Annotated in this window: 10 protein-coding genes; 7 read left to right on the top strand and 3 right to left on the bottom strand. The window is 48.4% G+C overall.

Features of this window, described 5'->3' with window-relative positions; genetic code table 11:
• Position 1: 1 nt before the first annotated feature.
• Positions 2-925: an oxygen-dependent coproporphyrinogen oxidase gene (gene hemF / locus ACO08K_RS21710; RefSeq protein WP_421798566.1), complete on the bottom strand. Its 924-nt coding sequence runs from the start codon at positions 923-925 to the stop codon at positions 2-4.
• Between the two features lie 233 nt (positions 926-1,158).
• Here hemF and ACO08K_RS21705 point away from each other — a divergent pair, with 233 nt between their 5' ends.
• Positions 1,159-2,043 (top strand): nucleoside phosphorylase, encoded by an 885-nt coding sequence (locus ACO08K_RS21705; RefSeq protein ID WP_421798565.1) that lies wholly within the window; start codon positions 1,159-1,161, stop codon positions 2,041-2,043.
• On the opposite strand, the gene ACO08K_RS21700 is transcribed toward ACO08K_RS21705, so the two are convergent.
• Positions 2,040-2,729 (bottom strand): hypothetical protein, encoded by a 690-nt coding sequence (locus ACO08K_RS21700; RefSeq protein WP_421798564.1) that lies wholly within the window; start codon positions 2,727-2,729, stop codon positions 2,040-2,042. The two genes, ACO08K_RS21705 and ACO08K_RS21700, sit on opposite strands and share 4 nt — an antisense overlap.
• A 143-nt stretch (positions 2,730-2,872) precedes the next feature.
• Here ACO08K_RS21700 and ACO08K_RS21695 point away from each other — a divergent pair, with 143 nt between their 5' ends.
• The 4 genes from ACO08K_RS21695 (at position 2,873) to ACO08K_RS21680 (ending at position 10,149) form a co-directional block, all read left to right on the top strand.
• Complete coding sequence (locus ACO08K_RS21695) at positions 2,873-4,144, top strand: DUF2264 domain-containing protein (protein ID WP_421798563.1); 1,272 nt, start codon at positions 2,873-2,875, stop codon at positions 4,142-4,144.
• A 48-nt stretch (positions 4,145-4,192) separates the two neighbouring features.
• Positions 4,193-7,336: a glycoside hydrolase family 2 TIM barrel-domain containing protein gene (locus tag ACO08K_RS21690; protein ID WP_421798562.1), complete on the top strand. Its 3,144-nt coding sequence runs from the start codon at positions 4,193-4,195 to the stop codon at positions 7,334-7,336.
• A 21-nt stretch (positions 7,337-7,357) separates the two neighbouring features.
• On the top strand, positions 7,358-8,236 hold the full coding sequence (locus tag ACO08K_RS21685; protein ID WP_421798561.1) for a glycoside hydrolase family 16 protein: 879 nt from the start codon (positions 7,358-7,360) through the stop codon (positions 8,234-8,236).
• A 332-nt stretch (positions 8,237-8,568) separates the two neighbouring features.
• Positions 8,569-10,149 carry a protein adenylyltransferase SelO gene (locus tag ACO08K_RS21680; RefSeq protein ID WP_421798560.1) on the top strand — a complete coding sequence of 527 codons (1,581 nt, stop codon included), beginning with the start codon at positions 8,569-8,571 and terminating at the stop codon, positions 10,147-10,149.
• A gap of 204 nt (positions 10,150-10,353) precedes the next feature.
• Here the strand turns inward: ACO08K_RS21680 and ACO08K_RS21675 are convergent, their stop codons facing one another.
• Positions 10,354-10,716 carry a hypothetical protein gene (locus ACO08K_RS21675; protein WP_421798559.1) on the bottom strand — a complete coding sequence of 121 codons (363 nt, stop codon included), beginning with the start codon at positions 10,714-10,716 and terminating at the stop codon, positions 10,354-10,356.
• A gap of 179 nt (positions 10,717-10,895) precedes the next feature.
• Here ACO08K_RS21675 and ACO08K_RS21670 point away from each other — a divergent pair, with 179 nt between their 5' ends.
• Both ACO08K_RS21670 and ACO08K_RS21665 read left to right on the top strand, forming a co-directional pair.
• Positions 10,896-11,429, top strand: a complete 534-nt coding sequence (locus ACO08K_RS21670) for a hypothetical protein (RefSeq protein ID WP_320030418.1) — start codon at positions 10,896-10,898, stop codon at positions 11,427-11,429.
• Between the two features lie 2 nt (positions 11,430-11,431).
• Positions 11,432-12,778 carry a TlpA disulfide reductase family protein gene (locus tag ACO08K_RS21665; RefSeq protein ID WP_421798558.1) on the top strand — a complete coding sequence of 449 codons (1,347 nt, stop codon included), beginning with the start codon at positions 11,432-11,434 and terminating at the stop codon, positions 12,776-12,778.
• Positions 12,779-12,795: the final 17 nt, after the last annotated feature.

The raw sequence follows: 12,795 nt of genomic DNA, 5'->3' as shown, positions 1-12,795 counted from the left end.
TTTACTCAATCCAATCTTTCCCCTTATCCTTCAACCAAGCCAAGGTTTGTGCTTCGTGACTTCCCGGCTCCGGCAGATGATTGTACACCCAATTGGCCGTTGGAGGCAGACTCATCAAGATGGATTCCGTACGGCCATCGGTGTCCAGGCCAAACTTGGTGCCTTTATCCCAAACCAGGTTGAACTCCACATAACGCCCCCGACGCAGGTATTGCCAGTTTTTCTCCCGCTCAGTAAAAGGATCATTCTTGTGTTTGTGCAGAAGAGGGACATAAACTTTACAGAAGGTCTCTCCTACCCCTCGTACAAAGGCAAAAAGCTGTTCCTTGCTTTGTCCATTTTGCCCCTGCAAGCGATCAAAAAATATCCCTCCGATCCCTCTGGTTTCGCCACGGTGGCGGATGTAAAAATAGTCATCCGCCCAGGTTTTGAATTTGGGGTAATAATCGGGATGGTGTTGGTCGCACACTTCTTTTAAACTTTGGTGAAAAAAAGCAGCGTCTTCCGGAAAAATATAATGTGGGGTAAGGTCTATACCTCCGCCAAACCACCAGTTGCCACCATCCGTTTCAAAATAGCGTACATTCATGTGGATGATGGGGGTATAGGGATTGCTGGAATGCAACACGATGGATACCCCGGTAGCAAAAAAATTGGCAGACTCCAGTTTCAAAGCCTGAGCGATTTTATCGGGTAAAGTACCGTGCACTGCCGAAAAATTGACCCCACCCTTTTCAATGTGTTGCCCCATGATCACCCGGCTGCGGCCACCGCCGCCGCCTTCCCGGCTCCAAACATCCTCCTGAAACCGGCCCGTTCCATCGGCTGCTTCCAATTGCTGGCAAATGTCATCTTGCAGGGCCTTGAAATACTCCCCAATGGAATCCCGATCTACCTGTAACTTGTTTGCGGAAAAAGTATCCATTTATTCTACTTTGTACTTTTGAGGGGCGAAAAAAATAAGTGTTCATTTTGCCAAAGGATTAGAAGTGAAAACGCTTCATTTTAAGTGTCTCTTCTAATCCTTTGGCTCAAGAAAAATGAACATTTATTTTTGCCCCACTACTAAATACTTGCAAAGTAAAATGATAATTGTTACTTTTTCCTCCTTTTACTTCGCTCCATGAAAGCTTTGTTAAAATAAAACCAAATTGTGACATGCAAGCACTAGCCGATACCGAACTGATCATAACCCCCGCTGGTAAAATTTACCACGTGGATTTGCATCCTGATGAACTGGCCGATACGGTCATTACGGTTGGAGATCCTGGGCGGGTAGCCGAAGTTTCCAAACATTTCGACGCCATTGAATTTCGTGAATCACACCGCGAATTTGTCACCCATACGGGTAGGATTGGCAACAAACGCCTCACCGTCCTCTCCACTGGCATCGGCCCCGACAACATCGACATTTGCCTCAATGAACTAGACGCCCTGGCCAATATCGATTTTCAAACCCGGATGCCAAAAGCGGAACACCGCTCCCTCAACATCATCCGTCTGGGCACTTCAGGGGCTTTGCAGCACGACATTCCACCTGGCGCATTGATCGTTTCCCGTTTTGGCATGGGCCTGGATAACCTGATGCATTTTTACCAATACCAACCCAATCTGGCCGAAGCAGAATTGATGGATGCCGTTTTGGAGTTGGAGCAGCACATCGAAAAATTCCCTGTACAGCCCTACATCTGCGAGGGAAGTGCCGCGCTGGCCGACCACCTGAGTCAAGGAAACATCGAGCAAGGCATCACCATCACCTGCCCGGGTTTTTATGCTCCCCAGGCGCGTAGCCTGCGCACCCCTGCCCGCATGAGCATTGCCACGATGGAAGCTTGGAGCCAATTGCAATACAAAGGGGTACGACTGACCAATTTCGAGATGGAAACTTCAGCCATTTTTGGCTTGTCTCGCTTGTTGGGGCACCGGGCGGTGTCCTGCAATGTGATCCTGGGCAATCGTTTGAATGGCAATTTTACGGGGAGCACCGCTGGGGTGGTGGAAAAGATGATTGAGGTAATATTGCCGAGGATTATTGAAGTTTAAGGCTTTATCAGAGCGTAATCTAAGCCAATGTTTAGACCAATAAAACGTGGTTGGAAATTATAAGGACGAATGAATCGGGAAATTAAATCAGCCGATAAAAACACCCGTTTATTGGCTCGATAGGATATTCCTAGTGCCATACTCCAGTCAATGGAATGAGACGTTATCCATTCGTGCCTTTTGTAGTCAATATCGATCATTACGGTATCACCCCGGAATTTTGTGTGCTGTTCACCGTAACTGTATACATTAATCCTTGTACTAAGGTCAATTCCCCACGGACTCTTTTTGCGCCGATAACTATATCCAATTTCTAGGGGAACATTTAGCTGTGAAGTCGTACCTCTCGATGCTGCTACACAAGAATCCTGGGCTTTAACGTAGAACGAATCGTATGAAAGTTGTAAAAGCCGAGTTGGTTTCTGGTATTTGAGGCATTCTATACAGCCAGTGAGGGCCTCCTGCTGAACTCCAATTCCAAGATAAACGTGCTTGTCAATTCTGTATCTTAAAAATTGCCCATTGCGGTAGTAAATTTGGTAGGGATTAAGATAAGATACTGATCCTAAGTTCTGAAGAGGCAAATACATACTTGGTGCCGTTTCGACTCGAAGATACAATTGTCCCAAAACAGGCACTCGAACCAATAACATCAAGCCTAAAAAAATGAGGTATTCTTTTTTCATGGTATAAACACGGAAAATGCACTAAACTATTTTGTTAGAATATTACCTTAACACATAAGTAGCAGATCACGGGTAAAAACAAATCCTAAGAGCAGACTAAATCGTAAATTTCAGCCCAACAAACTGAATCAATCGCAAGCACCATGAAAAACTCACGGCGTCAAGTTTTAAAAAGCCTTTCTGTAACAGGAATTCTAAGCACTTTAGGCCTCCCCTTCGCGGCCATAGCCCAAGCTACCAAACCAAGTCCAACTGTTACCAACACCGGCCCCGATGACCGTCTTTTTTGGGCCAGCACCCTGTACAAAATTGCCCAACCCGTGCTCTCCAACCTCGCCGTGGGCAAATTAAAAAAGAACATGCCGCTGGAATTGGCGCCGGGCTACTACCTAAAAGCCGAACAGGTCACTTATCTGGAGGCAGTAGGCAGAACCCTGGCGGGTGTTGCTCCCTGGTTGGCTTTGCCTGACGACGACACCAAAGAAGGCAAGTGGCGGGCCGAATTGCGCAAAGATGCACTGAAAGGTTTGGCCCATTGCGTTGACCCCCAAAGCCCCGATTACCTGAACTTCCGCGTTGAACTACAGCCCATTGTAGATGCCGCTTTTTTGGCCCATGCCTTTCTTCGTGCACCCGATGCGTTGTGGCACCCCTTGGATGAACTGACCAAAAAACGCTACATCGAAGAATTTAAAGCCCTGCGCGACCGCAAAGCCCATTACAGCAACTGGTTGTTGTTTTCGGGCATCATTGAGAGTTTTTTACTGCAAATTGGCGAGCAATACGACCCGGTGCGCATCGACATTGCCATCCGCAAAACCCGCGAATGGTACGTGGGTGATGGTTGGTACAGTGATGGGCCCAAATTTTGTATGGATTATTACAACTCCTTTGTGATCCAGCCGATGCTGGTAGATATTTTGAAAGTCACCTCCGAAAAGAATTTCTCGCCCAAAGCGGAATATACGGAGGCTCTCAAACGAATGGTTCGCCACTCTGAGTACCTGGAGCGATTGATCTCACCCGAAGGTACATTCCCTGTTTATGGTCGTTCCATGACCTATCGGGCAGGTGCTTTTCAGGCTTTGGCCCAGGTGGCTTTGATGGAGCAATTGCCCGAATACATTAGCCCTGCCCAGGTACGCTGCGGCTTGACCAAGGTTTTGCACACGCTATTTGATCATTCCAATAATTTTGACCAAAAGGGGTGGTTGACACTTGGTTTTAATGGACGCCAACCTGCGATTGCGGATCAATACACCTCTACCGGAAGTTTGTACCTGACTACCTTAGGCTTTTTACCTTTGGGGCTTCCTGCCACCCACCGCTTCTGGACCGATCCAGCAGCAGATTGGACAGCAAAAAAAGTCTGGTCGGGGCAAGTCACCAAAAAGGATTACAAGGTGGATTATTGAACCCATTTTTGATGGACAACACTTCTCTGCAACAATAAATTCAAACCAATGAAATTCAATTTGTTACTTATATTTTTTTGCACCTTTAGTGCTCAAATCTGGGGCCAGGTAAAATTCACCTTTAAAGAATGGGAAGACCCCGCCATTGTTGAACTGGGCAAGGAACCAGCGCATACCTATGCCATGTCTTACCCCAACGCTGTGGACCTATTTGAGAATGATTTTTCCAAATCGCCCTATTACCAGCCCTTAAACGGTTCCTGGAAATTCTATTACGTCAACCGTCCAGAGGAGCGGCCTCAGGATTTTTACAAGCCCGATTTCAATGACTGGAATTGGAAAGACATCACGGTGCCTTCCAATTGGGAAATGAGGGGGTTTGGTATCCCGATCTACACCAATGTAATTTATCCTTTCCCAGTCAATCCACCTTTTATCAACCACGCTTACAATCCGGTTGGGTCTTATCGACGCACCTTTACAGTGCCTGATAACTGGAACGGGCGGGAGGTGTTCCTCCACTTTGGTTCAATTTCGGGTTGTGCCTACGTGTGGGTGAACGGCCAGGCCGTAGGCTTGTCGAAAGTAGCCAAGTCGCCTGCCGAATTCAACATCACCCCATTCCTGAAAAAAGGAAGCAACACCTTGGCTGTGCAGGTTTTCCGTTGGCACGACGGTTCTTACCTCGAAGACCAGGACATGTGGCGTCTGTCGGGCATCGAAAGAGACGTATTTTTGACTTCCAAAAGCAAAACCCATATTGCCGATTTTTGGGTCAAAGCCGGGCTGGATGACGCTTATCGGGATGGTACAATTGCTGCTACTGTTGACCTGAAAGTCCCCTCCCCTGCCACAGGGTCTTTCAACATTGAACTCAGCATTTTTGATCAGAATAAAAAAATGGTTTTTAGTCAAACCAAGCCTGGCCAAGCTAGAATTAGTTTTGATGGAAAAGTGCTCGCTCCTGCTCAGTGGTCGGCCGAAAGCCCAAATCTGTACACGGCTATCCTGGTATTAAAAAATGAAAAAGGACAAACCATTGAAGCTACTGGCAGTAAAATCGGTTTCCGCCGCAGCGAGATCAAAGGCAAAAATTTCCTCATCAACGGCAAGCGGGTACTGGTCAAGGGTGTGAACCGGCATGAGCATGACCCAGATTTGGGCAAAGTACCTACTCGTGATTTGATGATCAAGGACATCGTGTTGATGAAGCAGTACAACATCAATACCTGCCGCTCTTCGCATTACCCCAATGACCCATTGTGGCTACGCCTTTGTGACGAATACGGCATGTACGTTATCGATGAAGCCAATATTGAGGCGCATGGTTTGGGTGCAGAATTTCAGTCTTTTAGTGTACCCAAAAGCAAACATACCGCCTACGATCCCCAATGGAAAGCTGCTCACCACGACCGTACCCGTCGACTAATTGAACGCGATAAAAACCACGCCTGTGTGGTGATGTGGTCGCTGGGCAACGAATGTGGCAACGGTGAAGTATTTTTTGAAACCTACGACTGGATCAAACAACGCGACAACTCCCGCCCAGTGGTCTCTGAGCAATCGGGCGAGGCGCGCAACACCGATGTGGTTTCTCCGATGTACCCTTCCATCGACAACATGAAAAGCTATGCGGCTGACAAGACCAAAACCCGGCCTTACATCATGTGCGAATACAGCCACGCAATGGGCAATTCTAATGGCAATTTTAAAGAATACTGGGACATCATCCGCACTTCGGATAACATGCAAGGGGGCTGCATTTGGGATTGGGTCGATCAGGGTATCCGCACCAAAACCCCTGATGGGCGCAGTTACTTCGCCTATGGGGGTGACTTGGGTAGTCAGGACCTTTACAACGACCAGAACTTTGTGTGCAACGGATTGGTCAACGCTGATCGTTTTCCCCATCCTGGCATTTACGAAGTAAAAAAACTCTACCAAAACATCCAGTTCAGCAAGGACAATAGTGCCTGGGGGCAAATCAAGGTGCAAAATGAGTTCTCTTTTACCAATTTGCGCGAATTCGACTTCCGTTGGGAAATGCTCAACAATGGGGTAAAACTGACTGAAGGCAGCTTTAGCGTTGAGGCCAATCCGGGAGAAGTTAAAGTAGTAAATCTCAACCTGCCTGCTTATAAATTGGCCGGAGGGGCCGAACTCGTGCTCAATGTTTATGCACTCCAACGTACGGCTAGCACCTCCATCCCGGCCGGGCATGAACTCGCCCGGGAGCAAATGGTTTTAAGTCCTTATGGTTTTGCCCAAAACCTGAGTAGCCCTGCGGGAACCTTGAGCATTGAAAAAACCAACAACTCCCTCAAGTTCAAGTCTGGAGCCATAGCTGGAGAAATCAACCTCCGCGATGGCCAGATCAATCAGTATTCAATCAATGGAAAAAACCTCAAAGAAGGCTTTTTCCCCGAGCCCTATTTTTGGCGTGCGCCTACCGACAATGATTTTGGGAACGATTTTACCAACTATGCCCGGGTATGGGCCAGCGCTCATGTACGCCGCAGTGTAAAAAGCACCAAAGTCGGTGAACAAACTGCAGAAGGGCTGCCCTTCACCGTTGTTTATCACCTGCCCGATGTTCAGGCTGATTATACCCTGGATTATTTGATCCAAAACGATGGTTCAATCAAGGTCAACGCCGCGCTTGAATTGTCACCCAACAGCGAAGCGCCCGAACTGCCGCGGATGGGGATGCGTTTTTCCCTACCGTCCAACTACAATCAGGTACAGTGGTACGGGCGCGGGCCTTTCGAAAATTACAATGACCGCCATACTGCTGCACTGTTGGGCATTCATAACCTGCACACTGACGAGGGTTGGGAGCGCACTTACGTTCGCCCACAAGAAAGTGGTTACCGCACCGATACCCGCTGGGTTAAATTGAGTAATGCCGAAGGGATTGGTTTACAAGTGGAGGGTGCTCAGCCCTTGTCATTTAGTGCCATGTCCCAGCTGTCGGAAGATTTTGACGAAGGAGGCATCAAAAAGAATCGACACGTAACGGATATTGTCAAACGGCGGTTCGTGACCTTGCACGTCGACCTTGCACAGCGTGGTGTTGGTGGAGACAACAGCTGGGGCGCTCAAACGCACGATGTTTATCGGCTCCTTGCCAAAAAATACAGTTATGGTTTCACCATCAGGGCAATCGAAACCAAAACAGGGCAACAAGATTAAACATCGCGGAAAATCAAAAACATGAGAATCTTTTGCGCGCTATTGCTGACCTTTTTGCTGGCCTGCTCTTCCCCAAGAGCAGGCCAGGTCGATGCTAGGCGACCCGATGGGTCAACGCCTAAAATCATCCCTGGCATGAAACTGGTCTGGCATGATGAATTCAATGAAACGGGCAAACCCAATCCAGCCAATTGGCGCTACGAAACAGGATTCGAGCGCAACGAGGAACTACAATGGTACCAAAGTGACAATGCCAACTGCAAAGACGGCGTTTTGCTCATCGAAGCCCGCCGAGAGGCTATTCCTAACCCCAACTACCAGGCGGGCAGCAAAAACTGGAAAACCAATCGCCCCGCCTCGGAATTCACCTCAGCCAGTATTCAAACCCGGGGCTTACAGCAATGGCAGTACGGCCGTTTCGAAATCCGGGCGCGCATTGATACCACTTATGGCTCCTGGCCCGCCATCTGGACCTTGGGCAATGGCCCCTGGCCCGTAGCTGGAGAAATCGACATCATGGAGTTTTATCAGGTCAAAGAAACACCGACCATTTTGGCCAATTTTGCCTGGTTGGGCGATCAAGCCAGTAGGAAAACCAAATGGAATGAGAAAAAAATACCACTCACTCATTTCACGGATAGAGACAAGGATTGGGTCAAAAAATTCCACACTTGGCGCATGGATTGGACGGCAGAGAGTATCGAAATTTATTTGGATGATGAATTGTTGAATAGTCAATCCCTCAAAGAATCCCTGAATCCAGATGGTAGCAATCCTTTTTTGAAACCACAATTTTTGTTGCTGAATCTGGCTGTGGGACGGAATGGTGGAACACCGAGAGCTAGCACTTCAAAGATTGTTTATGAGGTGGATTATGTGCGGGTGTATCAGCGGGAGTAGGTGAAGGGAAAAAATTAGAAGCTCTAGGCTTCGGGTTCGCCTTTAGTTTCGAGCCCTACATGACAATACCTTGTTTTGATTTGGCTACCGCCAAATGTTTTGTAACCGCGACAACGCGACGGCGCGACGATTCATTTGGCTGCGCCAAATGTATGACGTGAAACGACGTAAACGTGTGCGAAGCACACATACCGTCGCGCCGTCGCGTCGTCGCGGTTACAAAAAACAAGCAGCGGAGCTGCGCGATAGCAGTTCAAAGCAAAACTAAATTGATAAGTGGTTTATGCTCATTGAACAAGCAGCCAATTGAAGCGTTTTCTAAAAAAATTGCAATGAACAAACTCAATATACAAGATACCTTCAATCAGGAGCTGCCCGCCGACCCAAATCTGAGCAATACCCGTCGGCAGGTAAGGGCAGCGTGTTTTTCCTATGTTACGCCGCGACAGCCCTCCAATCCGGTTCTGGTTCATGCTTCCACAGAAATGGCCGAAACCATAGGCCTGGCGGCAAGCGATACCCAATCCGAGGAATTCCTGCGCATCTTTTCTGGCGCGGCCACGCTGGAAGGCACTAGCCCCTACGCCATGTGTTATGGTGGGCACCAGTTTGGTAGTTGGGCGGGGCAATTGGGCGATGGCCGGGCGATCAACCTGACCGAGGTCGTTCATGAAGGCCAACGCTGGGCGCTCCAACTGAAAGGCGCTGGCGAAACCCCTTATTCCCGCACCGCCGATGGCTTGGCTGTTTTGCGCTCCTCTATCCGTGAGCACCTGTGTAGTGAGGCAATGTACCACTTGGGCGTACCTACCACCCGCTCACTCTCCCTCGTACTCACTGGCGATCAGGTGATGCGGGACATGCTCTACAATGGCAATACCGCCTATGAAAAAGGGGCGGTGGTATGCAGGGTAGCGCCGAGTTTCATCCGCTTCGGGAGTTTCCAAATTTTCACTGCCCGGGATGAAATTTCGACCTTGCGGAGTTTGACCGACTATACCATTCGTCATTTTTTTCCACATATTGAGCCGGGTACGCCCGAGGCTTATGCCGAATTTTTCAAGGAAGTATCGCAACGCACCCTGGATCTGGTCATCGAGTGGCAAAGGGTGGGTTTTGTACACGGCGTGATGAATACCGATAACATGTCCATTCTTGGGCTGACTATAGACTATGGCCCTTACGGCTGGCTGGAAGGTTACGAACCGGATTGGACGCCCAACACCACCGATCGGTCCCAGCGCCGCTACCGCTACGGCCAGCAGCCAGGGGTCATCTTATGGAATCTGGTGCAATTGGCCAATGCGCTGATGCCATTGGTCAAAGACACAATACTTTTGGAAGCCTCTCTGGCCGACTTTCAACTAAAATTCCCTAAAAAATACTTGGCCATGCTGCGCCGTAAACTCGGTCTGGCGACTCCTGACGAAGCCGACGCCGAACTGGCCGAGGAATTGGAAAAGTTGTTGATGTATGCCGAGACGGACATGACCCTATTTTTCCGGAACTTGTCATTGGTACAAAAAAATGGTGGCCTCCCTGCAAATAAAGCTTTCTTCGAGCACCTGCAAAATGCCATGTACCAGCCCGAAGACCTGAATGCAGACTTGCAGCAAAAATGGGAGAGCTGGCTCGAGCGTTACCTTCAAAGGCTCCAGCTCGAAACGGCCAGCGATGAGGAACGGCGTACCGCAATGAACCACGCGAACCCCAAATATGTCCTCCGCAATTACATGGCTCAATTGGCCATCGATCAGGCCGATTTGGGGGATTTCAGTTTGGTAGATGAACTGTATCAATTGCTCAAAAAGCCTTATGATGAGCAGCCGGAGATGGAAGAAAAATGGTTCGTGAAGCGGCCAGAATGGGCGCGGAATAAGGTGGGGTGCTCGATGTTGTCGTGTAGTTCGTAGGTTATACCAAACTACTTGTCATTTGGCTCGGAGGACATGAATTGCCACGTGCTTTAGCGCGTGGACCAGGCTCGCCACTTCTTATGGGCTTTAGCCCTGATGTATTTAGCCCAGGGCTAAAGCCCAAAATTTAGAGTCTACCCTTTATCCACCAGCTGAAGCTGGAGGCAATTCATGTCCTCCGAGCCAAATGTTCAGGTAATCCTACCTTCCCCAAACCATCCTCCGCTCCTTCCCTATCCCGGGAATGGTCACCACCAATAAGGCACCTTCCAGGTCACAAAAGCCCCGTTTCTTTTTGTCCAACTGCAGGATTAAACGGCTTTTTTTGTCCACCTTCCACATTCCGTTGCTCAAGCCGTTGAGCGGATTGGAGCATTTCCATTGCCCTGCTGCATCCAGAACAAGAGTCGTTCCAGTGGGCAGGCTTTGATGGGTGCCCATGCCACTCATTTCATCACTTTGCAGGGTCCAGGTGATGTTGGTAATTTTTTGGGACAGGGACTGTTGGGCAAAAATGGAAAGGTTCAAACTAAGACTCAGCAGAAGAAGAATCATGTTTTTCATGCTTGTAGGTATTGGTGTTTTTGATGACATTTTAGGGGTTTGTTTAAATAGATGAAAGTTTTGGCTTTCACCCCCACCCATACCAAAAACAAAATATAAGAAATCTTTCAAATCAACACCCCTCAGTTTCACCATTTTCCACAATTCTTCCTTAATTTCCGCCGCAAATACAAAGTACCATGTCAGAGCAAACGCTACTGGGAGTGGGATCCCGTGTAAAACACCCTGCATACGGCGACGGGGTGGTGATTCGCCTACACGCCGTGGCCTACGACATTTGTTTCAGCCTTTACGGCATCAAACTGGTGGGCAAAGACTACGATAAAATGGAAATTGTGGAAGCCATTCCCGCCGAAGACCCGGTGAGTTTTAGTGCTGCCGAAAAATCCCTGATCAAAATCCTGCGCACCTACCTTGATGGCATGGAGGAAGTACCCATTGGCGACCGCTGGGAAGGCGGCACCCTGATCCTGCAACCTGCCGACAAAAGCCTCAAAGCCAAGGAGCTGCCCATCGAAGATTTTTTCCACAAAATCGTGATGACCCGCGACCGCCTACGTGTACTCGAACAACGCATCAACAGCAATGCTCAACTTAGCGACGCCGAAAAAGTCAACCTGCAGCAGTACATCACTAAAATTTACGGCAGTTTGACAACTTTCAATGTCCTTTTTCGGTATAAAGAGCATTACTTTACTGGAGAAAAAAGTTAACAATGAAAATCGCCCATTCGGTTCTTTATTTATTGGTAGTTTTTGGATTGAATTCCTGTTTTTTTTCGGCAGAAAATCCTTACACGGGTTTGCCTCCTGGCGTTTGGCGGGCGGTACTGAAATTGGAAAACAACCCCATCAACCCCAACCCTCGTGGTGAGCCCCTTCCCGACAAGGTTAATTTAAAGTTTGAAGAAATCACCAATGGGGAATTGCCTTTTCTTTTTGAAGTAAAGTACGTGACGCCCGATAGCTTTTACATCGAAATCATCAATGGTGAGGAGCGGATTGTGGTGAATGACATCAAGATTGGACGTGACAAGAGCCAGGCCAAAGACACCATCCTGATCAACTTCCCCGTTTTCGATTCCTACATCAAAGGTTATTTTTTGGAGAATGCCATCGATGGCCAATGGGTGGTGCGCAACAAGGAGAATTACAGCATTCCCTTTGTGGCTCGACACGGGCGCGATTATCGTTTCACCAATCTGCGCAAAGAGCCCGTTATGGACGTAAGTGGGCGTTGGGAAACTACCTTCGAAATCGGCACCCCAGACGAGTACAAAGGCGTTGGAGAGTTCAAACAAAATGGCAATCACCTGACTGGCACTTTTCTGACTGAAACGGGCGATTACCGCTATTTGGAAGGCACCGTACAAGCCAATAAATTGTACCTTTCCTGCTTCGATGGCACCCATGCTTTTCTATTTGAGGGCAAAATTGACCCCAAGGATAGCAGTATGATCGGCTCTTTCCGCTCCGGGCATTTGTACCAAACCAGTTGGGAGGCCAAATTCAACCCCAAGGCCAAACTCGCCGATGCCAATAGCCTGACTTACCTCAAATCCGGCTACGACCGTTTTGATTTTTCCTTTGAAAACCCTGATGGCAAAAAAGTAAGCCTTAGAGATGCCCGCTACAAAAACAAGGTCAAAATCATCCAGTTGATGGGCACCTGGTGCCCCAATTGTCGCGACGAAACCGAGTTTTTGGTGGAATACCTAAAAGAACACCCCGATCAGGATGTAGAGGTCATTGCACTGGGCTTTGAACGTTACAAAGACAAAGAAAAGGCCATGGGTGCCTTGCGTACCTACAAGGAGTATTTCAAAATGGATTATGAATTACTCCTTGCTGGGAACTCGAATAAAGCCGAAGCCTCGCAGGTTTTGCCCATGCTCAACGCCGTGTTGGCCTTTCCGACCATGATCGTGGTTGACCAAAATGATCGGGTACAACTGATTCATACGGGCTTTTCAGGGCCAGCTACCAGCGAATACAAGCAATTTAAATCGGAATTTAGCCGTTTCATATCGCAACTTTTGACCAATAAATCCGTACAGCAATAGCGAAACGGAGTTTTTAG

It is taken from the genome of Haliscomenobacter sp. (assembly GCF_965225875.1).
GTDB lineage: Bacteria > Bacteroidota > Bacteroidia > Chitinophagales > Saprospiraceae > Haliscomenobacter.
Note: the sequence above shows the minus strand (reverse complement) of the source record. Positions and strands in the feature narration are given on the sequence as shown.